General features: G+C 57.8%; 23 protein-coding genes. 17 read left to right on the top strand and 6 right to left on the bottom strand.

Translation table 11 applies throughout. The features are described from left to right. The first annotated feature begins 147 nt into the window (after window positions 1–147). The 7 genes from B6S09_RS09800 (at window position 148) to B6S09_RS09770 (ending at window position 7,403) form a co-directional block, all read left to right on the top strand. Window positions 148–1,011: a YicC/YloC family endoribonuclease gene (locus B6S09_RS09800; protein ID WP_094278316.1), complete on the top strand. Its 864-nt coding sequence runs from the start codon at window positions 148–150 to the stop codon at window positions 1,009–1,011. Window positions 1,012–1,135: 124 nt separating this feature from the next. Further along, window positions 1,136–1,942 (top strand): glycosyltransferase family 32 protein, encoded by an 807-nt coding sequence (locus B6S09_RS09795; RefSeq protein ID WP_094278315.1) that lies wholly within the window; start codon window positions 1,136–1,138, stop codon window positions 1,940–1,942. Window positions 1,943–2,290: 348 nt separating this feature from the next. Next, a complete protein-coding gene (gene gmk / locus B6S09_RS09790) occupies window positions 2,291–2,920 on the top strand; it encodes a guanylate kinase (RefSeq protein ID WP_094278391.1) in 630 nt (209 codons plus the stop codon). Window positions 2,921–2,969: 49 nt separating this feature from the next. Further along, window positions 2,970–3,245: a DNA-directed RNA polymerase subunit omega gene (gene rpoZ / locus B6S09_RS09785; protein WP_094278314.1), complete on the top strand. Its 276-nt coding sequence runs from the start codon at window positions 2,970–2,972 to the stop codon at window positions 3,243–3,245. A gap of 93 nt (window positions 3,246–3,338) precedes the next feature. Then, window positions 3,339–5,447 (top strand): bifunctional GTP diphosphokinase/guanosine-3',5'-bis pyrophosphate 3'-pyrophosphohydrolase, encoded by a 2,109-nt coding sequence (gene spoT / locus B6S09_RS09780; RefSeq protein ID WP_094278313.1) that lies wholly within the window; start codon window positions 3,339–3,341, stop codon window positions 5,445–5,447. 105 nt (window positions 5,448–5,552) lie between these two features. Further along, window positions 5,553–6,593, top strand: coding sequence for an alpha/beta fold hydrolase (locus tag B6S09_RS09775; protein ID WP_094278312.1), 1,041 nt, complete (start codon window positions 5,553–5,555; stop codon window positions 6,591–6,593). 15 nt (window positions 6,594–6,608) lie between these two features. Further along, complete coding sequence (locus tag B6S09_RS09770; RefSeq protein WP_094278311.1) at window positions 6,609–7,403, top strand: Cof-type HAD-IIB family hydrolase; 795 nt, start codon at window positions 6,609–6,611, stop codon at window positions 7,401–7,403. Here the strand turns inward: B6S09_RS09770 and B6S09_RS09765 are convergent. Further along, complete coding sequence (locus B6S09_RS09765) at window positions 7,400–7,924, bottom strand: EVE domain-containing protein (RefSeq protein ID WP_243832827.1); 525 nt, start codon at window positions 7,922–7,924, stop codon at window positions 7,400–7,402. The two genes, B6S09_RS09770 and B6S09_RS09765, sit on opposite strands and share 4 nt — an antisense overlap. A 26-nt stretch (window positions 7,925–7,950) precedes the next feature. Here B6S09_RS09765 and B6S09_RS09760 point away from each other — a divergent pair, with 26 nt between their 5' ends. Beyond that, complete coding sequence (locus tag B6S09_RS09760) at window positions 7,951–9,051, top strand: anhydro-N-acetylmuramic acid kinase (protein WP_094278310.1); 1,101 nt, start codon at window positions 7,951–7,953, stop codon at window positions 9,049–9,051. Between the two features lie 10 nt (window positions 9,052–9,061). Next, complete coding sequence (murQ, locus tag B6S09_RS09755) at window positions 9,062–9,970, top strand: N-acetylmuramic acid 6-phosphate etherase (protein ID WP_094278309.1); 909 nt, start codon at window positions 9,062–9,064, stop codon at window positions 9,968–9,970. 6 nt (window positions 9,971–9,976) lie between these two features. On the opposite strand, the gene B6S09_RS09750 is transcribed toward murQ, so the two are convergent. The 3 genes from B6S09_RS09750 to B6S09_RS09740 all read right to left on the bottom strand — a co-directional run bounded on the left by B6S09_RS09750 (window position 9,977) and on the right by B6S09_RS09740 (window position 13,984). Continuing rightward, entirely contained in the window at window positions 9,977–12,547 is a 2,571-nt protein-coding gene (locus tag B6S09_RS09750) for a PAS domain S-box protein (RefSeq protein ID WP_094278308.1), read from the bottom strand. After that, on the bottom strand, window positions 12,547–13,533 hold the full coding sequence (gene dctP, locus B6S09_RS09745) for a TRAP transporter substrate-binding protein DctP (RefSeq protein ID WP_243832826.1): 987 nt from the start codon (window positions 13,531–13,533) through the stop codon (window positions 12,547–12,549). The genes B6S09_RS09750 and dctP overlap by 1 nt, the downstream gene beginning before the upstream one ends. A 130-nt stretch (window positions 13,534–13,663) precedes the next feature. After that, complete coding sequence (locus B6S09_RS09740; protein WP_094278306.1) at window positions 13,664–13,984, bottom strand: hypothetical protein; 321 nt, start codon at window positions 13,982–13,984, stop codon at window positions 13,664–13,666. A 143-nt stretch (window positions 13,985–14,127) separates the two neighbouring features. On the opposite strand from B6S09_RS09740, the gene B6S09_RS09735 reads away from it, so the two are divergent. After that, window positions 14,128–15,006 carry an aldo/keto reductase gene (locus tag B6S09_RS09735; protein ID WP_094278305.1) on the top strand — a complete coding sequence of 293 codons (879 nt, stop codon included), beginning with the start codon at window positions 14,128–14,130 and terminating at the stop codon, window positions 15,004–15,006. Between the two features lie 138 nt (window positions 15,007–15,144). After that, window positions 15,145–16,341 (top strand): tryptophan synthase subunit beta, encoded by a 1,197-nt coding sequence (gene trpB, locus B6S09_RS09730; protein ID WP_211281088.1) that lies wholly within the window; start codon window positions 15,145–15,147, stop codon window positions 16,339–16,341. A 114-nt stretch (window positions 16,342–16,455) separates the two neighbouring features. Here the strand turns inward: trpB and B6S09_RS09725 are convergent, their stop codons facing one another. After that, a complete protein-coding gene (locus B6S09_RS09725) occupies window positions 16,456–17,628 on the bottom strand; it encodes a BaiN/RdsA family NAD(P)/FAD-dependent oxidoreductase (RefSeq protein WP_094278304.1) in 1,173 nt (390 codons plus the stop codon). A 93-nt stretch (window positions 17,629–17,721) separates the two neighbouring features. On the opposite strand from B6S09_RS09725, the gene B6S09_RS09720 reads away from it, so the two are divergent. The 3 genes from B6S09_RS09720 to B6S09_RS09710 all read left to right on the top strand — a co-directional run bounded on the left by B6S09_RS09720 (window position 17,722) and on the right by B6S09_RS09710 (window position 20,282). Continuing rightward, window positions 17,722–18,894, top strand: a complete 1,173-nt coding sequence (locus tag B6S09_RS09720) for a methyltransferase (RefSeq protein WP_094278303.1) — start codon at window positions 17,722–17,724, stop codon at window positions 18,892–18,894. A gap of 21 nt (window positions 18,895–18,915) precedes the next feature. Beyond that, window positions 18,916–19,710 (top strand): ion transporter, encoded by a 795-nt coding sequence (locus tag B6S09_RS09715; RefSeq protein ID WP_094278302.1) that lies wholly within the window; start codon window positions 18,916–18,918, stop codon window positions 19,708–19,710. 131 nt (window positions 19,711–19,841) lie between these two features. Further along, complete coding sequence (locus tag B6S09_RS09710) at window positions 19,842–20,282, top strand: universal stress protein (protein WP_094278301.1); 441 nt, start codon at window positions 19,842–19,844, stop codon at window positions 20,280–20,282. Here the strand turns inward: B6S09_RS09710 and B6S09_RS09705 are convergent. Continuing rightward, window positions 20,272–21,204: a LysR family transcriptional regulator gene (locus B6S09_RS09705; protein ID WP_094278300.1), complete on the bottom strand. Its 933-nt coding sequence runs from the start codon at window positions 21,202–21,204 to the stop codon at window positions 20,272–20,274. The genes B6S09_RS09710 and B6S09_RS09705 overlap by 11 nt on opposite strands. Window positions 21,205–21,670: 466 nt before the next feature. On the opposite strand from B6S09_RS09705, the gene B6S09_RS09700 reads away from it, so the two are divergent. The 3 genes from B6S09_RS09700 (at window position 21,671) to B6S09_RS09690 (ending at window position 24,732) form a co-directional block, all read left to right on the top strand. After that, window positions 21,671–22,537, top strand: coding sequence for a carboxylate/amino acid/amine transporter (locus B6S09_RS09700; RefSeq protein ID WP_094278299.1), 867 nt, complete (start codon window positions 21,671–21,673; stop codon window positions 22,535–22,537). Window positions 22,538–22,638: 101 nt separating this feature from the next. Further along, the gene (gene acuI / locus B6S09_RS09695) at window positions 22,639–23,613 is read left to right on the top strand and encodes an acrylyl-CoA reductase (NADPH) (RefSeq protein WP_094278298.1); all 975 of its coding nucleotides are present in this window, start codon (window positions 22,639–22,641) and stop codon (window positions 23,611–23,613) included. Between the two features lie 120 nt (window positions 23,614–23,733). Further along, window positions 23,734–24,732, top strand: coding sequence for a CobW family GTP-binding protein (locus B6S09_RS09690; RefSeq protein ID WP_094278388.1), 999 nt, complete (start codon window positions 23,734–23,736; stop codon window positions 24,730–24,732). Window positions 24,733–24,739: the final 7 nt, after the last annotated feature.

Below are 24,739 nucleotides of genomic sequence, written 5' to 3'. Positions count from 1 at the left end.
CTCCTGTAGGTCAAAGTGGCGCTGCCCGGCGGGCAAACCGTGGCATTATAAAGAAAGCGCTGGCCCAATGCATGCGGCCGATCGTTGGCGACCGAGCCCGGCTGTGTCACACTTTGTGATTGTCTTTCTACGCAACATGGAAACCACATGATCCACAGCATGACCGCCTTTGCCCGACAGGAATTCAAACGGGACTGGGGCACCGCCGTATGGGAACTGCGCTCAGTTAATCAGCGCTATCTGGAAACCTACACCCGGCTGCCCGAGCAATTTCGTGGCCTGGAGCCCATGGTGCGAGAAAAACTGCGCGCCCGTCTGCAGCGAGGCAAGGTGGAATGCGCCCTGCGCTTTGAAAGCAACCAGGCAAATCAGGGTGAGCTGCACATTAACAAGGCACTGGCCGAACAATTGATTGAAGGGGCAACCTGGGTGATGGAGAAGGCCGGCAAGGGCCGTCTTAACCCGGTGGATATTCTGCGCTGGCCCGGCGTGATGGAAACCCAGGCCCAGGATATGGATGCCATTGGTCAGGCCCTGCTGCAGGGCCTGGAGGAGGTCATTAACGACTTTCTCGCTGCCCGGGCCAGCGAAGGCGACAAGCTCAAGGCCCTGATCGAACAGCGTCTGACCGGCATCGAACAGGAAGTTGCCAAGGTCTCGGCGCAAATGCCCGCCATCATGGAATGGCAACGTCAGCGCCTGCGGGATCGGTTTGAAGAAGCCAAAATTGAACTGGACGCCCAACGGGTGGAGCAGGAAATGGTCATGCTGGCCCAGAAAGTGGATGTGGCAGAAGAACTGGACCGGCTCACCGCTCACATTGCTGAAACCCGCAAGATCCTCAAGAAAGGCGGCCCCTGTGGCCGGCGACTCGACTTTATGATGCAGGAATTCAACCGGGAGTCGAACACACTTGGCTCCAAGTCCATCAATGCCGACATCACCGCCAGCGCAGTAGAACTGAAGGTACTCATCGAGCAGATGAGAGAACAGATCCAGAACATAGAGTAAGCAAGCCTTCTTCACCCGCCGGTACTCCTGCCGGTGGGTATTTCCACCCAGGCCCCCTCTGACGCCGCTCCCTCACCGTGTTAACATGCGAAGATTCTCACTCTTCCATTCGTCAGGAGTTCCCGTGAAGGCACATATCGTTATTGCCAGCCGGTTGATCAAGCTCGTTGCCAACATCACTAAAGTACTGAGCTACGCTTTTCATTACTTTTTCCCCAACAAGCGTTTTACTCTGCCCGCCCGTTCCGGTGCCCTGATCAAGGGAGCAGACAGAGCCATACCGCGCATCATCTGGCAGACCAACTACACCGACAAGGCCACCCTGCCGGTCTACCTGAACTACCTGTTCAACCGTATCATGTCGCCCACCTTTGAGTACCGCTTCATGATCACTGAGGCCCGGGCCGAGTTTATTCAGGCCAACTACTCACCGGAGATTTTCGAGGCTTATTCCCGTCTGCAGATCGGTGCCGCCCAGGCAGATTTCTGGCGGGTCCTGGTGCTGCAAAAATACGGCGGCGTCTATCTCGATATCGACGCTCACGCCGTGTGGCCGCTGGGTTACACCATCCGCCCGGAGCACGAAGAGCTGTACATCATTCGCAAGAACAACGAGCTGACCAACTACTTTATTGCCAGCAAGCCCGGCAATCCCAACATGGACAGGCTGATTGAACAGATCCTGACCAACATACGGGAAAACACCATTCAGGGCGTCTATAACATGACCGGCCCCGGCGTGTTCAACACGGTGCTCGATTACCAGAAGGTACCCACCACCTGGTATCGCCACACCTGCAGCCAGGGCAGTTTTACCAATGAATATTTCCAGTACATCGACAAACCCCAGGGCAAGTGGACCAAAGAGCAGCACAAGGTCGATGTGGTGCGCCGGGATCCGCCTGAAAAAGATCAGCAGGCCAACGACTGATTTGCTCGCTCAGCACACCATAACCGGCCAGGTAACGGGTCCTTACCGGTGCAATAACGATTAATTTTCAATCAACCCGATACAGGCATCAACCGCTTACCGATCATTTTGGCGGAAAAAATAATTCGGAAATTACGAAGTTTTATGCAGGAAAAAACTGATAGAGCCGAAGCGAGGTGCTGATCATAATGAAATTTGCGTGGAGGGCACTTCCGCAGCAAGCTATAGTTACTTTTGATTGGCCGTTGCATTTGCAGCGGCCATTTTTTTATCCGGGTCTTTCTGGTAGGATTGGCCGCCCCTGATCCCAGCCGGTGGCTGGATACGTATCACGAACGGGCAAACACTATGGCGCACATCGGTACCCTATTTATTATTTCCTCTCCCAGCGGTGCGGGCAAATCCAGCCTGATTCGCGCTCTGCTCGACCGCCCCAGCACCGATGGCCGGCTGCAGGTATCCGTGTCACACACGACCCGCGACCCTCGCCCGGGCGAAGAAGACGGTGTGCACTATCACTTTGTTGAGAAGTCTGATTTTAAAACCCTGATCGATCGGGGTACCTTTTACGAATGGGCTGAAGTGTTCGGTAACTATTATGGCACCTCCCGGGAATGGATTGATCAGCAGCTGGCAGAGGGCATTGATATTCTGCTCGATATCGACTGGCAGGGTGCCCGCCAGATCCGCGAGCAGTCGCCCGGAGCCAAGTCCATCTTTATTCTGCCACCCAGCAGGGAAGAGCTGGAACGCCGGCTGAATGCCCGCCAGCAGGACAGCGCCGACGTCATTAAAGGCCGCATGGCCAAGGCGGTATCAGAAATGTCTCATTACCATGAGTATGATTACCTGCTGGTCAACGATGATTTTGAGCATGCGCTCAATCAGCTCAGCGCCGTGATTGAGGCCGAGCGCGCCAATACCGGTAAGCAGGCTGCCCGCTACGAAGGCTTGCTTTCCCGGCTACTGGCGGAATAAGCTAATATCCATTAGAATTTTGCACCTTTTTTAATCATTGGAGTCTGTTATGGCCCGCGTTACTGTTGAAGATGCCGTAGAACAGGTTGGCAACCGCTTTGATCTGGTGCTGGTTGCAGCCCGTCGTGCCCGTCAGCTGGCTACTCAGGGCAAGGATCCCCTGGTAGAAGAAGAAAACGACAAGCCGACCGTTATTGCCCTGCGCGAAATCGAAGAAGGCCTGGTAAACCACGCCGTGATGGACGCTCAGGATCGTCAGGAACAGCAGGAAATGGAAGCCGCCGAACTGGCTGCCGTGGCTGCCATTACCGAAGGTCGCGGCTGATAGCACACCTTTTATCCTGCCGGCGGGCCCGTGCAGTACGGGCCCTTTGTTCTTGCATCGCGTGTTAACGGCCTTGCATGTCGGGGTATCCTCTTGTATCTGTTTGAACCGCTGAAAGAAATCGCCGTCACCTACCTGCCGCCCGAGCAGATAGAACAGCTCAAAGCCGCCTACATCGTTGCCCGCGATGCGCATCAGGGACAAACCCGCTCCAGCGGTGAACCCTATATCACCCATCCCGTTGCCGTGGCCCGCATTTTGTGTGAAATGCACCTGGATCAGGAAACCCTGATGGCCGCCCTGCTGCACGACACCATCGAAGATACCCCGGTCACCTGGGAAATTCTTGAGCAGAACTTCGGTGCCGATGTGGCCGAACTGGTGGAAGGCGTCTCCAAACTCGACAAGCTCAAGTTCCGGGATCGCAAAGAGGCTCAGACCGAGAATTTCCGCAAGATGGTGCTGGCCATGACCCAGGATATCCGGGTCATTCTGATCAAACTGGCCGACCGTACTCACAATATGCGTACGCTGGGCGCCCTGCGTCCGGACAAGCGCCGCCGCATTGCCCGGGAAACCCTGGAAATTTACGCACCCATTGCCAACCGCCTGGGTATTCACAGCATCAAGAACGAGCTGGAAGAACTGGGGCTGGAAGCCCTCTATCCGATGCGCACCCGGGTACTGCGGGAGTCGGTCCGGCGAGCCCGGGGTAACCGGCGCGAGATCATTGAATCCATTCTGGCCGAAATCACCGGCAGGCTGGAAGACGCGCATATAGAGGCCCAGGTAAAGGGTCGGGAAAAAAACCTGTTCTCCATCTATAACAAGATGGTAAAGAAAGAGCTGCAGTTCCACGAAGTCATGGACATCTACGCCTTTCGCGTGATCGTGAAAGACATAGACACCTGCTATCGGGTGCTGGGGCAGATGCACACCCTGTTCAAACCCCGTCCGGGCCGCTTCAAGGATTATATCGCCATACCCAAAACCAACGGCTATCAGTCGTTGCACACCTCACTGGTTGGCCCCCACGGTGTACCGGTAGAGGTACAGATCCGTACCGAATACATGGACCAGATGGCAGACAAAGGGGTAGCTGCACACTGGGCTTACAAACAGAACAGCGAAGTCTCGGGCACCACAGCTCAGGTGCGGGCTCAGCGCTGGATGCAAAGCCTGCTGGAATTGCAGCAAAGCGCCGGCTCCTCGTTTGAATTTATCGAAGGGGTCAAAACCGATTTGTTCCCCGACGAAATCTATGTGTTCACCCCCGAAGGGCGCATCCTTGAACTGCCCAGCGGTGCCACTGCCGTCGACTTTGCCTATGCAGTGCACACCGACATTGGCCACGCCTGTGTCGGGGCACGGGTGGATCGTCAGCCCTACCCGCTCAGCCAGCCGCTGCACTCCGGCCAGACCATCGAAGTGATCACGGCCCCCAGCGCCCGGCCCAATGCCGCCTGGCTTAACTTTGTGGTGACCTCACGGGCCCGTACCAAAATTCGCCAGTTCCTGAAAAACCTGCGTACCGAAGAGTCGGTATTGCTGGGCAAACGGTTACTGAACCACGCGCTCGGTACCAGGAACCTGGAGGATATTCCGGTAGAGCGGGTAGAACGGGTACTGCAGGACACCAAGCACGGCTCCATTCACAACCTGCTGGCGGATATCGGTCTTGGCAATGCCATGAGCGTGGTGGTTGCCCGCCGGTTGCTGGACGACACGCCCGATGAGCGCCCGAAGGCCATGAAAAAAATGCCGATTCGCGGTGCCGACGATATGCTGCTCAACTTTGCCAACTGTTGTCGCCCGATTCCCGGCGATCCCATCGTGGCCCACATCAGCCCGGGCCGAGGTCTGGTCGTACATCTGGAGTCGTGCAAGAACATTCGTGGCTACAACAAGGAGCCGGACAAGTACCTGGCAGTGCAGTGGGACATGGAACAAGATTTCGATTACGAGTTTAAAACCGAAATCGGGATTGAAATCATCAATCACCAGGGCGCACTCGCCGAGCTGGCCAATGTTATTGCCGCCACCGGCGCCAATATTCACAGCATTGCCACCGAAGAAAAAGACGGTCGGGTCTACGTGGTTGACCTGCTGATCACCACCAAAAGCCGAATTCACCTGGCCAATATCATGCGTAAAATCCGGGTGACACCCAACGTGCTCAAAGTCTACCGTCAGCGTAAATAAATCCGGTGAGGGCCTTGGCCCTTGCCTCTCTGTGGTGCATTGCCACGGTCTTTCACGCTACACTAAAGGCATCGTTATCGCTCAAGAACCGATCGGAGCCCGTCCATGCTCACCCGCCTGTTGTTGCTGGGGATTTGCCTTGCCATGAACACCGCCGTCGCTCAGACCCAACACTTGACCACCGAAGCCGAACTGGCAGAAATGGGACTCGGGGGTTTGCAGCAGTTCTGGCAAGATCACGCTCAGGAAGGCCACTTTACCGGCCGTCAGGACACTTTATTACCCTGGGGCGCGCTGACCTCGCCGGAGCACAAACGCACCCTGGTGGTGGTGAACGGGCGCACCGAGTCCTACCTCAAATATCAGGAACTGGCACGGGATCTGTTTGCCGGCGGTTATAACGTCTACCTCTATGATCATCGTGGTCAGGGACTGGCTCCACGCCTCACCGGCAATCCCATAATGGGTCATGTAGACGACTTTAATGACTATGTGCAGGATCTGGAGCTGTTTATCCAGCAGGTGGTACTGCCTGCCGGACCACAGCCGCTTTATCTGCTATCCCACTCCATGGGCGGCACCATCTCGGCACTGTGGCTGGAACAAACCAGCGTACGTGTACAGGCGGCGGTGTTGTCCTCTCCCATGATGGGCATTTATCTTGGTCCGCTGCCCCGCTGGCTGGCCGATGGCCTGGTGAACGTGCTGAGTACCGGCTGCCACTGGCTGGGACACAAAACCTGTTATGCCCCCGGACAGGGCGGGTACGAGGAAATACCATTTACTGAAAACGACCTGACCCACAGCCAGATACGCTACCAGCTGTTCAGGGAGCTTTATCGCGAGCGACCTGAACTGCAACTAGGCGGCGTCAGTCTGCAATGGCTGGCGCAGAGCCTGACTGCCGGTGACAGCGCCATTGCCGGTGCGGATCGGATTACCACGCCGGTACTGGTGCTGCAGGCGGGCAAGGATGTGGTGGTGGATAACGACGCCCAGAACCGTTTCTGCCAGGCACTGGCACATTGTGCCGGCGGTGCCCCGCTGAAAATAGACAATGCGGCTCACGAGCTGTTCATCGAGCAGGACAGCTACCGGCAGCAGGCCCTGATTGCCACTCTCGACTTTTTTGAACGCCAGCCATAACCACGGATATTCTGCATGTATGACGTTATCGTCTCGGATCTGGACGGGACCCTGCTGAACAGCCAGCATCGTATTTCCGGCTATACCCGGGAAGTGCTGCACGAACTGACCGGCCGCGGCGTCGAGTTCATCGTAGCCACCGGCCGCCATCATGTGGATGTGCGGGCTATTCGCGAACAACTCGGCCTGAATGTCAGCCTGATCACCAGCAATGGAGCCCGTATTCATGATGCCGGCGACCAGCTGCTCCATAATCAGAGCATTCCTGCCGGCATGGTAGAAGACCTGCTGTTTCGTTTTCGTCTGCCCGGTGTGCATCTTAATCTTTATCAGGGCGATGACTGGCTGGTGGAAGAGCCCCTGCCCGCCCTGCTCGACTTCTGTCCCGACAGCCCGTTCCGCTACCGGGTCACCGACCTGACGCTTCTGCCCGGCGATGGGGTAGACAAAGTCTTTTACGCCGGGGATCACGAACAACTGGTCAAAGTGGAAGACATGTTGCTGGCCCATTTCGGCGACAAACTCAATATCACCTTCTCGCTGCCCATTTGTCTGGAAGTGATGCATGGCGAGGTGAACAAGGGGTCGGCCATGACCTCGCTGGCCAGACAGAGAAACACACCGCTGGAGCGGGTGATCGCCTTTGGCGACGGCATGAACGACTATGAAATGCTGCGCCAGGCCGGCAAGGGCGTTGTCATGGCCAACGCCCATACCCGGCTGCAAGACGCCCTGCCTCATCATGATCGAGCCCACAGCGCCGACGACGACGGCGTGGCCCGCTACCTGGCCCGGGTGTTTGAACTCTAACCCGGCACCATCTCCAGAATAGCCTGCCGTTCGGCACCGGTCACCGGCATCACAGACAGCCGGCTGCCCTTTTTCACCAGTGGCATGTCACTCAGGGCCGGATTGGCCTTGAGTGCCGCCAGCGGCAGCAGCGGCAGCCTGCGCTCAAAGGTCAGCTCCACCGCGTACCAGCGCGGCTTGTCCGGATCGGACTTGGGGTCGAAATAGGGGCTGTCGGGGTCAAAAGCAAAGGGATCGGGAAAACCGGCCCGTACCACCCGCGCCAACCCGGCAATCCCCACCCGGCTGCAGCTGGAATGATAGATAAATACCTCATCTCCTTCTTTCACCTCATCCCGCAAAAAATTACGGGCCTGATAATTACGCACTCCTTCCCACAAGGTGTCGGCGCGAGCCAGATCATCAATGGAAAAAGTGTCGGGCTCGGTTTTAAACAGCCAGCAGGCCATGGTTTCCCCCTTATTTATGATGCCGCCGCTGGCGGCCGGCGTTACCCTGTGGCAACCTTCAACGGTTGTCATACTGACCCGCTCCGGAGAAATTCGCAATGCGCGACACAGAGCATTATATCGGTATCATGTCCGGTACCAGCCTGGATGGCATCGATGCCGTTCTGGTGGCCACCGACGGACGTCGTATCGAGCTGAAGGGCAGCGCCAGTGCCCCAATAGAACCCCTTCTGCGTGAGCGACTGCTGGCGCTCGCCAGCGGCGCGGCCATTACCGCACAAGCCTGGGGAGAGCTGGATATTGCTCTGGGTCAGGCCTATGCCGATGCCACCATGCAATTACTGGCCAACACAAGCATGCAGGCCAGTGATATTCTCGCCATTGGCTGCCATGGCCAGACGGTGTGGCACCAGCCCGATGCCGGGCTGCCGTTTTCTCTGCAACTGGGAGACGGCAACCGGATTGCCGCTCTCACCGGCATTACCACCGTCACCGATTTTCGCCGTAAGGACATGGCGCTGGGCGGTCAGGGGGCCCCTCTGGTACCCGCTTTTCACCAGCAGGTGCTGGGTCACCCCGAACGGCTGCGGGTGGTGGTCAATATCGGCGGCATTGCCAATATTACCGTACTAGCCCCGGGCCGGCCGGTACAGGGCTACGACGTAGGGCCGGGCAATATGCTGATGGATCTCTGGTGCCGGCAACATACCGGTGCCCGGTTCGACAAAGACGCCGCACTGGCACAAACAGGTCGTGTGCTGCCCGACCTGCTGGCCCGGCTGATGAATGAGCCCTGGCTGGCCCTGCCCGCTCCCAAAAGTACCGGCCGGGAACTATTTAACGAAGCCTGGCTGCAGGCTCACCTTGCCGGGCACGAAGCCGTGGCCGATGTGCAGGCCACGCTGGCAGAGTTTACTGCAGCCGCCATTGCGCAGCAGGTGCCCCCCCTGACTGCCGGCGAGCTGCTGGTATGCGGCGGCGGCGGGCATAATCCGCTGCTAATGGATCGCCTTGCAGCCTTGCTGCCCGGCTGGCAAGTCGCCACTACCACCCAGGCCGGGGTGGATATGGATGCCATGGAGGCCATGGCCTTTGCCTGGCTCGCGCACCAGACTTTGCACCGGCTGCCGGGCAATCTGCCCGAGACCACCGGGGCCACCCGCCCGGCGGTGCTGGGTGCGGTTCACTTTCCTGATTGAAGAGACTCTTATGCCGAAAAATCCCCTACTGCAGGATCTGGCCCGTCTGGCCTCGGAAGGCCGCAATCCGGACACCCTGGATATCGATACTAAAAGCGCGTTGGACATTGTCACGCTGATTAACCAGCAGGATAAAGCCGTTCCGGACGCCGTGGAGAAGGTACTGCCGGCCATTGCCGCCGCCGTGGAACTGATTGAAGCTGCGCTGCGCCGTGGCGGCCGGCTGATTTATACCGGTGCCGGTACCAGTGGCCGGCTGGGAGTACTGGATGCATCCGAATGCCCACCCACTTTCAGCGTGCCTCACGGTATGGTGCTGGGTCTGATCGCCGGTGGTGAGGCCGCCATGTTTACTGCACAGGAAGGGGCGGAAGACAATACGCAGCAGGGCGAGCAGGATCTGCACCAGATTAACCTGACCAACAAGGATGTGGTGGTCGGCATTGCCGCCTCAGGCCGCACCCCCTATGTGGTTGGAGGGCTGCGCTATGCACGCCGGCTGGGTGCCGGCACCGTTGCTCTGGCCTGCAATGCCGGCTCGGTCATTGGTCAGGAAGCAGACATAGCCATTGAGCCGGAGGTGGGCCCGGAGGTCATTACCGGCTCTACCCGGCTTAAAGCAGGCACGGCCCAGAAACTGGTACTGAACATGCTGAGCACGGCGGCCATGATCCGCCTCGGCAAGGTCTATCAGAACCTGATGGTGGATTTGCATGCCAGCAACCACAAGCTTGAAGCTCGCGCCATTCGCATTGTGATGCAGGCCACCGGCGAGAATGAAAGCACCGCGGCGCGGGCCCTGGCCGCTGCCAATAACGAGGTAAAACCAGCCATCCTGATGTTACTGGCGGGCCTGAATGCTACGGAAGCCCGCGCGCGGTTGCAGCAGCACCAGGACGTGCTGCGCCAGGCACTGTAACAACGCTCAGGCCACTTCCACCCGGTTGCGGCCGTTGCGCTTGGCCCGGTACAGGGCCTCATCGGCACGCACCAGCATTTCTTTGGCCTGATCGCCAGGGCCGATCACGGTCACGCCAAAACTGCAGGTGCGCCGGCCGATCACCGGGAACGGCTCCTGTTCAATACGCTGACGCAGCATTTCTGCCAGCGCGTGTACGCCCTGCAGGTCGGTATTGGGGCAGATAATCAGAAACTCCTCACCGCCCCAGCGCCCGGGACAGTCGCTTAACCGGGTGTGTTCACGCATCAGCCCGGCAAGCCGGCGCAATACCTGATCTCCAACCGCATGGCCGCAGGTATCATTCACCTCTTTGAAATGATCCACATCCAGCATCACCAGACCAAAACCGGTTCCGTAACGCTGATAACGGTGAATTTCCTGCGCCAGTGACTGTTCAATGCGTCCCCGGTTGGCAAGCCCGGTCAACGCATCCGTGGTGGATACCCGTTCCAGCTCACGGTTTTTTTGTTCAAGAATACTGCGATGTTCCATCTGCTCGGTAATGTCGACGGCCATGCCGATATAACGAATGTCGCCGGCGGCGGCACCATCAAACCGCCGGGCGGCAAGGCGGAACCAGCGTGGCTTGCCGTCGGCACTTAAAAAACGCCCTTCGCATTGCCATTGCTGCTGTTTGCCGGATACCGCCTTGTGCCAGCTGGCTAATACCCTGTCTTTGTCATCCGCATGCAATGCATTCGTCCAGCCATCTCCCATCAGGCTTTCCGTGCTTTGCCCCAGCAAGTCACTGTAATAACGATTGAAATAAATATGTTTGCCATCCGCATCGGCTTCAAAGACCCCAAAGGGAGAGAACTCTGTCAATATCCGGAAACGCTGTTCACTGGTCCGCAATGCTTCTTCCATCTGCTTGCGCTCGGTGAGATCGGCAATATTCATGGCCACACTTTCCACTTCACCCTTGCTGTCATTAACCGGGTGCCCGCTTATCCGGCAAAAACGCCAGCCTCTACCACCGAATTCCAGCCATTCTTCCGCCGAAAACGCACTCCCGCGCATGGCACCATCGAACCAGGGTTTCATACGCTCCTGAAATACGGTGTCACCATACAGTTCCCACAGGGCATGCCCCTCTATCTGAGCATGGGCTCTGTGGTGATATTCAACATAGCGATTATTCACCTGTAAATAGCGATAGTCGGTGCCCACCAGCGCCATCAGCTCATCGGCGGCATTCACAATTTCCCGGTAGCGCAACAGCCTGACTTCAGCCTCATGCTGCTCGGTGATGTCCTGACTGATCGCAAAATAACTGGCAATGCTGCCATCCACATCACGTACCGGCGTAATCATCACGTTTTCAATGCGCTCGCTGCCATCACGCATGCGATTGATAAATTCACCCTGCCAGGGCTGCTCCCGCTTCAACTTCCGCCACAGGGCGCGGTACGTGGCTGCCGGCGTCCGCCCCGATGACAGCATTTTCGGCTTCATCCCCAGCACGTCGTCCCGGGTGTAGCCGGTATGCTCAATAAACGCCGGATTAACGTAAATAATGCGCCGCTCAAGATCGGTGATCACAATCGATGAAGGCATTTGCTCGATAGCCTGATGCAAGTGGGCCAGATCATTGACCGCCTGACGTTCCCGTAAGCTGCTGCTACGCCATTGCCGTAAAAACACCGCTGACAACACCAATACCACCAGCAGACACACCACGCTGATCGCCCCGCGCATCCGCCAGCTCTGCAGCACCAGGCGGCGTTCAATGGCGGCAAAGACCCGGATGGGCTGCTGACTCAGCTGACGCACCGCAAACAAATAGTCTTGCCCCAGCACCAGCCGGGTACCAAAAGCAGCAAACTCTCCGGATGCCTGCTGCGGTCTCAGCTTATGCAGCAAGGCCTGCTGGTGCCGCTCCTCCCCCGAGATCAGCACAGGATGATGACTGTTATCCAGCAACATCAGCTGCTGTTCACCAAAGCCATCCCCGCTTTCCAGCTCGGTCGCAATCCGCTCCTTATCCAGTACCGCCAGCAACACCCCACCTGCACCTGTAGTCTGAGCATCCACCCGCCCTGCCACGCCCAGCTGTCCGTTTTCAATCCCGGTAAAAGACCGGCTTCCGGCCAGCAATCCCTTGTTTACCCAGGCCGGAGCCGCCTGCTGCTGGTGCCCCCCTTCGCCTGCAGCGGCCACCAGTTGCCCGCTGGCATCATAGAATGCCAGCTGGCTCAGTGACGGTGCCTGCGCCAGGGTACGCAGCAACAGCCGGTGCAGCTCAAGGGGAGACAAGCGGGAATTGAGGTCTGTTTCCAGTTCGTGCCGGGTATTATTAACGGCATGCTCTGCCGAGAGCAGAGCAATATCTGCCGCACTGCCAAAGGCACGCAACTGGGTTTGCAGACGTTCGCCGGCACTGTTCAGGGTATGACGGTAATCCAGATAAATCCCCTGCCCCAGAATGATCGTCATCAGAGCCAGCAGCAACACCGCCCCCAGCACGATGGTGCGGATTAAACGGCTGTTCAGCGACCGGCTGGAAACAGGAAAATGAAAAGGACGACTCAGCATCAATCGGTGACCACGCTTTCTGCCTGCCGAACCAGCCTGGTATCAATATTCAGCTCCCTGATAATGGCGGGCTCCAGCCGGCGGGCTACACGCCGCCATTCAGCCAGGGTGGCCTCATCAGGGGTAATGATTTCAATGCCATTCTCCTGCAGTATTTCCCGGGCCTGTTGCTGCGCCGCGGCCGCTTCCTCGCGCTGGCGGCTGACCACCTGCTCCCAGGCACTGATGAGCAATTGCTGCAGCTCGACAGACAGAGACTGCCAGAAACGAGCATTGATCATGGGCACATACTGGGCAAAATATTCCCGGTCTTCAAAGCCGTAACGAATTCCTTTGGTCCATAAGGCGGCGCTACGGACGGTTTCGTGAGTCGTCAGCACTCCCTGTATCTTTCCTTTGTCCAGGGCGTTGGGCAAATCAGGCCAGGGGATGACCACGGGATCGGCCCTGAATGCATCAAGCCGGCCCCGGTTGGCCGCACCGCCGGGAATACGGATACGCAGACCGGTCAGCTGCTTATGGCTGGTGACCTGCGTACCGGTGAAATAGAGATGAGCATGCCCCAGATCCAGCCAACGCCCGGGCACTTTGACATTCAGGTTCTGCTCAATGCGGCGGTTCACCTCAAGGCCTATGCCTCCGTCACGCACCCGGTAGTGTGTTGCGGCCGGCAACCCATAAAACAGCGGCAGCATGTACAGGCCGGTATCAGGCACATACCGATCCAGCTGCCACATGCCCGGCACCGCCATTTCCACCTTGCCGCTGGTCAGGGCAGCAATCACATCCCGATCACGAAATAACCGCGCACTGTGGTAAAAACGTACTTCAATCCTCCCCTTGCCAGTGCGTTGCACTTGATCGGCAAAACGGGCAATGGCCCGGGTCTGTACATGGTCATCAGTATTTTCGGCAGAAATACGTAACACCGGCACCTGTGCCAGGCCGGCAGCCGGTAAAAACAATAACAGCAGTAATATCGCCATGCTGGCACATCTAAAAAATGAGGGGTTATATTCCATTAACACGCCTTTATTACAGTATTTCGGCCAGACTAACCAAAAAAGCGGCAGCAGATCTTGATACAGGTTGGGGTTTACTGTCCGGTGCAGTGAATTATTTTTTCTCTTCTTCCCGGGCCAGGCGAGCACGTAACTTTTCTTCCCGTTTGCGATACCAGTGTGCTTTGAAGGCTGTCCACCAATCATCAGACAACTCACCACCATACGCTTCCAGCAATTCAATGACCCTGTCCAGGGTCAGCAGGCCGGCGTCGTAGTCAATATCCAGCCACTGTTTTCGTACCACCACTTTGGCCACACCAGGCTCGGCATCAAACGCCCGGGCCATTTTCTCTATTTGCAATTGGTTAAGATGATCCAGTTTAAGGTGACGCCGTACCAGGGCCCGCTCGTCAATATGTGCATTAAACGACATATGCCGCTCCTTGCATGATGGTTCATGGCTCAGACCGAGTTAAGAGTAAAGTGCACGCAAAGGCAAGCCTGAGCATATTGCAATGCGACGCCAGCTGCTCCACCATATTATGGAAACTGTTTCCATTAAAATGAGAGGCAAGCATGGACACCACTGTCACACTCAGGGCCACTGCCGGCCTGCCCGCCGTCACCCTGCCGGCCATCGGTCAGGGAACCTGGTATATGGGGGAAGGGCTCAACCCCCGTCATGCCGAAATAAAAGCGCTGCAACAGGGGCTGGATCTGGGCCTCAGCCTGATTGATACCGCCGAAATGTACGCCGATGGCGGTGCCGAAGAAGTGGTGGGCGCAGCCCTGAAAGGCCGCCGCGATGAAGCGTTTCTGGTGTCCAAAGTTTACCCCTGGAATGCCGGCCGCCACAGCGCCATCGCCGCCTGCGAAGCCAGCCTGAAACGCCTGGGTACCGATTATCTCGATCTCTACCTGCTGCACTGGCCCGGCAGCATTCCACTGGACGAAACCCTGGAAGCCTTTGAACAACTGCAGGCCGACGGCAAGATTAAGCGCTTTGGTGTATCCAACTGTGATCTGGACGAGATGCAGGAGCTGGCTTACACCAACGGCGGCGATCAGTGTGCCATCAACCAGGTACTGTACCACCTGGGTTCCCGGGGCATAGAATACTCCCTGCTGCCCTGGCAGCGGGAGCAGGGCCTGCCCACCATGGCTTATTGTCCGCTAGCCCAGGGCGGCCGGCTGCGCCGGGAGATGTTCGGGAACCCCGAACTGCAGGCCATCGCCGGAGATCTCGGCGTTACCGTGGCCCAGCTGCTGCTGGCCTGGAGCATTCGTCCGGTGAACGGCCGGCGCGATATCATCGCCATCCCCAAAGCGGTACAACCCGAACACGTGCAGCAAAACGCCGAAGCGATCCGGCTTCAGCTGAGCGACGACATCCTGCACCGGCTGGACGCCGCTTTTCCGGCCCCCGCCCGCAAAACCCCGCTGGATATCGTCTGATCCTTTCAACCCGGCTCGGCCTCGGCCGGGGCAGCCTTCCCCTCATCACGGGCCAATGGATTCGTCCTTTGGCCACTGTTATGCTGCTCTTTCTTTTCCGGTGGCCATTCCGGCCCGTTGACCGCATAAGGAAGCAGTGTGGACTACCAGCAAAACATGCCCAATGCCGAGGGCTATTTCGGCGAATTTGGCGGCTCCGAAATTCCCCCAGAGCTGAAGCGCGCCATGGACGACATTACCCTGGCCTATCAGGAAATCTGCCAGCGCGAAGATTTTCAGCAAGAACTGCAGCGGCTGCTGACCCACTTCGTGGGCCGGCCCAGCCCGGTGTATCACTGCGAGCGCCTGAGCGAACAACTGGGCGGCGCACAAATTTACCTGAAGCGGGAAGATCTCAACCATACCGGTGCCCACAAGATCAACCACTGCCTGGGCGAAGCCCTGCTGGCCCGCTTTATGGGCAAAAAAAAGGTGATCGCCGAGACCGGTGCCGGCCAGCATGGTGTGGCCCTGGCCACCGCCTGCGCCCTGGTAGGTATTCCCTGTGAAATTCACATGGGTCAGGTAGATATCGAAAAAGAGCATCCCAATGTGATGCGCATGAAGATTCTGGGCTGCACCCTGGTCCCGGTCACCCGGGGCACTGCGACCCTGAAGGACGCCGTTGACAGTGCCTTTGAGGAATACCTGAAAAACCCTACTGACTATATCTACGCCATCGGCTCGGTCGTGGGTCCTCATCCCTTCCCCATGATGGTGCGGGATTTTCAGAAAGTCATCGGTAAGGAAGCCCGGGAGCAGATACAGGCGCTGACTGGCGAGCTGCCGGACATCATTATGGCCTGCGTGGGCGGTGGCTCCAATGCCATGGGACTGTTCGATGCCTTCCTCAATGATCAGTCGGTACGTATCGTGGGCGTAGAGCCCGGTGGCAAGGGCCTCGATACCCCGGATCATGCCGCTACCATGAGCCTGGGCACCCCCGGCGTGATCCACGGTTTCCGCTGCCACGTGCTGCAGGATGAAAACGGCGAACCACTGCCGGTGCACTCCATCGCCTCCGGTCTGGATTATCCGGGCGTGGGTCCCCAGCACAGCTATCTGAAGGAAATGGGCCGGGTGGAATACGAAAGCATCACCGATCAGGAATGCCTCGACGCCTTTATGACCCTGTCCCGTACCGAGGGCATTATTCCGGCACTGGAAAGCGCCCACGCCGTAGCTCAGGCCATCAAACTGGCACCGACACTGGGTCAGGACAAAGTCATTCTGGTCAACCTCAGCGGCCGGGGCGATAAGGATCTGGACTTCGTCTGCCGCAAACTGGGGCTGTAATAACGCCCGCTGTCCCTTCCGCTCAGGAAGGTCAAAGGGAACCGCTCCCCACACCCGCTGTGCCGGGAGCGGCCCCTTTAGCCGATTTGCAGCGGGCTGACAGACACACCATTTTTACACCACCTGACCGGCTACCCAGCCGGAACTCCAGGCCCACTGAAAGTTATATCCCCCCAGCCAGCCGGTCACGTCCATCACCTCACCGATAAAATAGAGGTTGGGCACCTTTTTTGCCGCCATGGTTTTGGACGACAACTCATCGGTGTCCACCCCGCCCAGGGTCACCTCGGCGGTGCGGTAGCCTTCGGTGCCACCGGGTTGCAGCGGCCAGGCCGCCAGCAGCCGCTCGGCCGCAGCCAGCTCTTTGGCCGTGTATTGCTTCAGCGGCTTGCTGGTCAGCTCCCCCCGCGCCAGCAAAGCCTCCACCAGCCGCTTGGGCAACTGCCGGGACAGCCAGGTTTTCAGCTCCTGGTTGGGGCTCTCGGCCACTGCCTGGGTCAGGCTGCCCGCCGGCAGCAGCTCAAAACACACCCGCTCACCCGCCTGCCAGTAAGACGAGACCTGCAGTACCGCCGGACCGGAAACGCCTCTGTGGGTAAACAGCAGGCTTTCCGCAAAGCGGGTGCCGTCCTCGCTTTCCGCCACCACCGGCAGACTGACGCCGGACAGCGGCTCAAGGGTCTGCTTGTCTTCCGGCTGCAGGGTAAAAGGCACCAGCCCGGCTCGGGTCGGCAATACCTTGAGGCCAAACTGCTCGGCCAGCCGGTAACCGAATGGTGTGGCGCCAATCTTGGGCATAGACAGACCACCGGTGGCCACTACCAGCGACTGACAGCTGAGTTCGTCACCGGCGGTAGCAACCCGAAAACCATCGCCCAGCCGGTCCACATCCAGGATCTCGGCCCTGAGCCGTATGGTCACACCAGCGGTCTCGCACTCCGCCACCAGCAGGTCGACGATGTCCTGGGCCGAATCATCGCAAAACAGCTGGCCCAGGGTCTTTTCGTGGTAAGGAATGCCGTGCTTGTCGACCAGGGCGATAAAGTCCCACTGGGTGTAGCGGGCCAGGGCCGACTTGACGAAATGGGGGTTGCTGCACAGGTAGGCACCGGGCTCCACATGGTAATTGGTGAAATTGCAGCGTCCGCCGCCCGACATCAGTATCTTGCGCCCGATACGCTTGCCATGATCCAGCACCAGCACCCGCCGACCCCGTTTGCCGGCCTCGGCGGCACACATCAGACCGGCGGCACCGGCACCGATCACTATTACATCCCAGGCCTGCATGGCGTTTCCTCAATGATTGCATAAAGTTGTATTTTACCCGCCGTGCTGTCGTCCTGCTATGCCGGCCCGATGAGCTGTGGGTATAATTGCGTTATGAGCGACTTCGTTATTCACTTCAATCAGCTCACCACTATGCTTGCCCGCCACAAGAGCGACTGGCAGCGGCTTCCTTTTACCTGCCGCGCCCTGCCCTGGCCGGAGCTTGCCCCGGTGCTGGAGCACCTCGCAGAAGCCGAGCTGGACGCACTGGAAGCCAGTCCGGAGCAGTCCCTTTCCCTACTGGCACCATACCGGCCGGACCTGATGTTCCTGCAAGCCATGCCGGTACCGGATCTGAACCGGGCCCCGGACTATGCCACCCCCCGCTGGAGCAGTGGTATACCCGGCCGGAAATGGGCACAGATACGTGATTTTGCTGCCAATATCAGCGCCGTTTACCCCATTCTGGAATGGTGTGCCGGTAAAGGACATCTGGGCCGGTTGCTGGCCATGGAACAACAGCAACCGGTAACCAGCCTGGAATGGGACCCGGGTCTGTGTCATCAGGGCGAAGCACTGGCTGGCAAGCTGAGTCTTGAACATGACTTTCACTGCGGCGATGCCCTGGCGGCCGACGCGGCCGCCCTGTTTACCCGGCAACAACAGGCTGTGGCCTTGCACGCCTGCGGCGAGTTGCATATGCGCTTCCTCAAACACGGTGCCGCAGCCGGCACGCAGGCGCTGGCGTTGTCTCCCTGCTGCTATCACCTTATCGACGGCCAGCATTATTCACCGCTGTCGGCGGCTGGCCAGCAACAGGATCTGCAGCTCAGCCGCCATGACTTACGCCTGCCGCTGCAGCAGCAGGTGACCGGCGGCGAACGGGTACGCCGGCTGCGCCATACCGAGCTGACCTGGCGACTGGCCTTTGATGAACTGCAACGCGAGCTGACAGGGTGTGACCGCTACCTGCCACTGCCAGCCTTTCCCAAACAGCTGCTGAGCGGTGATTTTTCAGCGTTCGCGCACTGGGCCTGTGAGCGCAAGGAACTAACCGTCCCCGCCATGATAGACAGTGACCGCTGGCTGATGCAGGCCGGACAACGCCGTTTACTTATCAAACGCATTGAGCTGGTACGCCACCTTTATCGTTACCCGCTGGAACTGTGGCTGCTGCTGGATCGGGTCCTGTTTCTGAAGGAGCAGGGTTACCGGGTCACCCTGGGCACGTTTACCGATTTAAACAACACGCCCCGCCGTTATCTTATTCAGGCTCACCGCCACTGACACCAAGGACAGGAGACCCCCATGCAATCCCCGGTACGTTTTATCCCCCCCAGTGCGTTTGAATTATTAATGATGGTGCTTTCCATCGTGTCGCTGGTAGCCATCGTTCTGCACCAGTTCGGCCCCTTTAACGCCGATGAAAAACAGCTGCTGCTGTACCTCGACACCAGTATCTGCATGATTCTGCTCAGCCACTTTTTCTACGGCTTATTTCGGGCACCCAACAAAAAGCGCTTTTTAAAAGTGCACTGGATTGATTTTATTTCCTCCATTCCCGCCATTGATGTCCTCCGTTACGGACGGATTTTCCAGGTGTTGCGGGTACTGCGTATGTTGCGGGTGGCCAATCAGGTCATCCGCCACCTGCTGAAACACAGCGGCAGCACCATGATGGCCTCCATGCTGCTGATCCTGGTGGTCGTGATCAGCGGCAGCGCCATCGCCATCCTGATGACCGAAGCAGGGCACCCCGACTCTAATATTGAAACGGCAGAAGATGCCATCTGGTGGGCGCTGGTTACCATTTCTACCGTCGGCTATGGCGATCACTACCCGGTTACCACCGCCGGACGCATTATTTCGTCAATCGTCATCTTCGCCGGCGTGACCCTGTTTGCCGGGGTATCGGGACTGGTAGCCTCAACCGTGCTGTCACCCAAATCCGATGAGCAGCAGGAGGCCACCGAACAGGCACTGGAGCATGAAGAAGAAAAAATGAACCGGCAACTGGGTGCACTGCAAACAGAAGTAGCGTCGTTGCGGGAAGAAATTCACTCTCTTAAAAACCTGCTGAGTGAAAACCGTCCCAAAACCTGAGGATGACAGACTTTATAATACTTGTACCAATGTGGTTATCTGACCTATGCTGGCGGGGTTGCAAAACTTTCGAATAGCTCACGGTTTGTTGACTAACAGGTTGATAGAGTTGATAAAAAAGGAGATTTGTCATGACAGAGCCCTATCAGTACAAACATATTCTTGCTGCGGTCGACATGACCGAAAGCAACCGCAAGGTGATTTCCAAGGCTGTGGATCGGGCCCGGGCCAACAATGCCAAACTGTCGGTTATCCATGTAGACGTCGACCTCAAAGATCTCTACACCGAAATGATCGACATCGATATCGACAATATTCAGGATCAGGTGGTGGCCGATGCCAAACAACGCCTGGAAGACTACCTGGGTGCCATTGACTATCCCATCGAGAAGAAACTGGTTATCTGCGGCGATCTCACACTGAAGGTGAATGAAGCCGTAGAGCAACACGGGGTCGACTTGCTGATTTGCGGCCATGAGCAAAGCTTCTGGAGCCTGCTGACATCTTCTGCCCGCCAGCTGATGAATACCGTACCCTGCGATCTGCTGGTTGTTCCTCTGCCTAAAAATTAATACTCCCGGGCGGTAACTGACCGCCCGCTTCTTTTAATAAGCCCTTGAACCAAACCAGAGCCGGATCAAACTCCGTTAACGGATGTTGCGCCAGCACATAGGTGCTATGTAATGGTTCATTCAGGCTATGTGCCTGAAGCGGATAGTAATAACAGAGATCCCTCCCGATCAGCTCCGGCACCATGGCCAGATAACGGCCGGTAGCCAGCAGCCGGGGCAGTGCCTCAAAACTGGGCACCCAGACACCAATATGCCGCGCCAGCCCCTTTTCACTTAGCCAACTTTCTACCAGCGTCTGATTATGGCCCCAGTTCGAGGTAGATACATGACTCCAGCTCACCAGCTGCGCCGGCTCGATGATCCCGGGCAGACCGCTGTCTTTGCCCGACAGACACACCATGGGATTGCGGAACCAGGTATCGGTCAGCAGCCGTTCCGACAAATGATCCGCCCCGGCAAAGCTGACCACCAGATCCAGCTCGGCCCGCGCCAGGGCGTCTTCATAATCGGAATTGATCAGCTCACTCACCGCCAGCCGGCAGCCCGGCGCCTTACGGTGTAACAGCTCGACCAGCTGCGGCACCACGCCGTGTTCAATGGATGACGGCACGGCCAGCCGAAAGGTACGCTGCGAGCTGGCCGGATCAAATCCGGCCGACTGCCGCACTCCTTGCTCCAGCAGGATCAGCGCCTGACGTACCGGAGCCGCCAGCACCAGAGCCCGCTGAGTAGGACGCATTTCCTTGCGGGTCATCACGAACAAGGGGTCATCCAGAGCCTGACGCAACCGCGCCAGGGCATGGCTGACCGTAGACTGAGACAGATTCAGCCGCTCCGCAGCCCGGGTAACATTGCGGCTTTGCATCAGCACATCAAATACCCGGAGTAAATTCAGATCCAGTCTTTGAAACAAGTTGTCCATCGATATTACCCATACCTTTATGATGACAATTCATTTTTACCATAAGCAAAGCGGTCATAGAATGCCGCCCATCGAGTTTATCGTCGGCGTGGTGATAAATGTCTTAATGACAGGCTCGACCGAACAATGTTTGGGCATGGTGGCATCATGGGGGGTACTGCCTGTCTCGGGTTGTGTAAACAACACGAAAAACGAACGGTTCATAGTCGGGCATTTCTGTTTGCCACGCTGACAACCTTTTCGGGCTATCTGGCTACATGATATGCCCTGCAGTTTCTGCGTGTGGTGTTGAACCACTTTTGTTTGGGGACGTCATTCTCTCCTTTATGACAAACCTGCTATTGGTCCCGGGCCGGCGCATTGCGCCGGCTTTTTTTATGGCCGTTTTTGCCAGCCACCGCTAGATAGTCCTGCCTGTTTACGCCATCATGGCGCCCACTCGTTTACCTATGGTCATTATTTACCCATGCCTTATCTGGTTTTTGTTACCCTGCTGTGGGCCTTTTCATTCAGCCTGATTGGCGTATATCTGGCCGGCAGCGTCGACAGTTACTTCTCGGTTTTCACCCGCATTGTCCTGGCTGCTCTGCTGTTTGCGCCGCTGCTACGCTGGCGCCAGCCGCCCCGGCTGGCCGCCGGACTGATGGTCTGCGGCGCGCTGCAGCTGGGTATTATGTATCTGTTCTATTATCAGTCGTTTTTGCTGCTGACGGTGCCGGAAGTGCTGATCTTCACCGTGCTGACGCCAGTATACGTCACGCTTGTCTACGATCTGCTGCACTGGCGTTTTCGCCCGGGTTATCTGTTTACCGCCGTGCTGGCGGTGATGGGCGCACTGGTGATTCGCTTTGACGGTCTGACCAACGACTACCTGCTGGGCTTTGCGGTGGTACAGGGTGCCAATTTGTGTTTTGCCTTGGGGCAGGTCGGCTACAAAGTCCTGCAGGAACGCTATCCGTCTGCAGACCCTCAGCATAAGCGCTTCGGTTATTTCTACCTGGGAGCACTGCTGGTGGTCACACCAGCCTGGCTCGGACTGGGGGGCGATAACTATCCTGCCACCTCGTTACAGTGGAGCATTTTACTGTGGCTGGGGCTGGGGGCGTCGGGACTCGGCTATTTTCTGTGGAACAAGGGTGCGACCCTGGTCAATGCCGGTGCCCTGGCCATTATGAACAATGCGCTGGTACCCGCCGGTCTGCTGGTTAATCTGCTGATCTGGAACCGGGAAGCCGATCTGCTCCGGCTGGCACTGGGTGGCAGCATTATTCTTGCATCACTCTGGCTGAACGAGGCTTGGATCAAGGTTTCAAAACCTGCACAGAGCGAGTAAGGCGTCCGGTCACAAAATCAACATTTACCGCCCGTCAGAACATGGCTTTTAGCAACAGGCTCTTTACACTGAGCTGCATAAAAACGTGCGAGGAGAGCATCATGTTCAAGGGCATTTTACTGGAAGAATCCGGCAAGCAGACTCACGCCAGCCTGCAGCGCCTGAATGAGCAACAGCTGACTACCGGCGATGTACTGATCAAGGTGGATTACTCCACCCTCAACTACAAAGATGCCCTGGCCATTACCGGCAAGGGTAAAATCGTACGTAACTGGCCCATGGTGCCCGGCATCGATTTTGCCGGTACCGTGCTGTCATCGGATAACTCCGCCTACCGCATTGGTGACGAAGTGCTGCTCACCGGCTGGGGCGTGGGCGAACAGACCTGGGGCGGGTTAGCGGAGAAAGCCAGCGTCAACGCCGACTGGCTTATCCCCCTGCCGCCAGGCATGACCGCCAAGCGGGCCATGGCCATCGGAACCGCCGGTTTTACTGCCATGCTGGGTGTGATGGCACTGGAGCAGGCCGCTGTCACACCGGATCAGGGGTCCGTGCTGGTGACCGGTGCCACCGGTGGCGTGGGCTCTGTTGCCGTGCAGCTGCTGGCCAGAGCCGGCTACGAAGTACATGCTTCCACCGGCCGTCCCGAACACAGCGACTGGCTGAAAAGCCTGGGAGCTCATACTATTATCGATCGTATTCAGCTTGATCAGGAGCCAGCAGCTCTCGAATCCCAGCATTGGGCTGGTGCCATTGATGCCGTGGGTGGCCGTACCCTGGCCCGCATTCTCAGCCAGACCAAAATGTACGGTGCCGTCGCGGCCTGCGGCCTGACCGGCGGCGTGGCGCTGAACACCACCGTCATGCCCTTTATTCTGCGCGGTGTACAGCTGCTGGGTATCAACTCAGTGCACATTCCCAACGCAAAGCGCATGGAAGCCTGGCAACGGGTACACAAAAGCCTGCCACTCACTTACGAAAACGACGTCAATGTACTGACCCTGGATCAGGCCATCGAGGCGGCGCACGATATGGTGGCCGGCAAGCCGGTAGGCCGGGTGGTGATTCAGCCCTGAGCATCAGCCCTGTCACTGCCAAGAGCCCTGCGGGGCTCTTTTTTATATCTGCCTGCTGCCATACCAACCTCAACCGGAAATCGTTACAATATAACAAAGATGTTTACTGTGAATGATGTAATGACCATTTCTGTTCCTACCCACCTGATTATGGGTTTTCTTGGCACTGGCAAAACCACGCTTCTGCGCCACCTGCTGGCTAACAAGCCGGGACACGAGCGCTGGGGCATTCTGGTTAATGAGTTTGGTGAAGTGGGTATAGACGGGGCCCTGCTAACCGAGCAAGGTGCCATGATCAAGGAAATTCCCGGCGGCTGCCTGTGCTGTGTCGCCGGGCTCCCCTTTCAGATTGGGCTGAATGCACTGCTTCACAAGGCAAAGCCCGACCGGCTGCTGATTGAACCCACCGGCCTTGGCCACCCCAGCCGGATCATGGACATTCTGACCAATGAGCATTATCGCAAGGTGCTTAATCTGGGGGCGGCGTTTTGTGTCATCGATCCGCGCCAATGGGGCGATAGCCGTTACCGGGAGCACGAGACCTATCAGGATCAGCTGGCGCTGGCCGATGTTGTGGTGGCCAACAAAACCGACCTGTGTACTGAAGCCGACCTTGCACCGCTGCGCCGCCATATTTCCGAGAGCCCCGAGCCCGGGCAAACGCTGGTAGAAACCGAACAGGGCCGGCTGGACATCGGCTGGCTGGCTCACCCCCATGCAACGGCGCGCCGGGCAGCTCACCCTCAGGCCCATGCCGGCAAGGCCGGGCAGCCACTGGTGGCGGCACACGAACCTAAACTCACCCGAGGTCAGCCCTGGCGACGTTATGCCAATCAGGGCGACGATCATTTTTCCGTGGGCTGGCGCTTTCATCATGAGGTGTTATTTGATCCCGACGCCGTTCGTGCCTTTTGTGAAGCACAGCACGTGGTCAGGCTCAAGGCGGTGCTGCATACCCGGGACGGCTGGTGGGCCTGCAACCAGACCGATCAGCTCAGCATGTATCGCCTGGCCCCTCAGAAGGAAAGCCGGCTGGAAATAATCGATACCGCGCCTCTGGCCCTGCACGATGTGCATAAACAGCTGATGAAAACCGTGATTCACCTGCCCGCTTCATAAAACTGTC

Origin of the sequence: Oceanimonas baumannii (genome assembly GCF_002245495.1) — a bacterium.
Taxonomy (GTDB): domain Bacteria; phylum Pseudomonadota; class Gammaproteobacteria; order Enterobacterales; family Aeromonadaceae; genus Oceanimonas; species Oceanimonas baumannii.
Note: the sequence above shows the minus strand (reverse complement) of the source record. Positions and strands in the feature narration are given on the sequence as shown.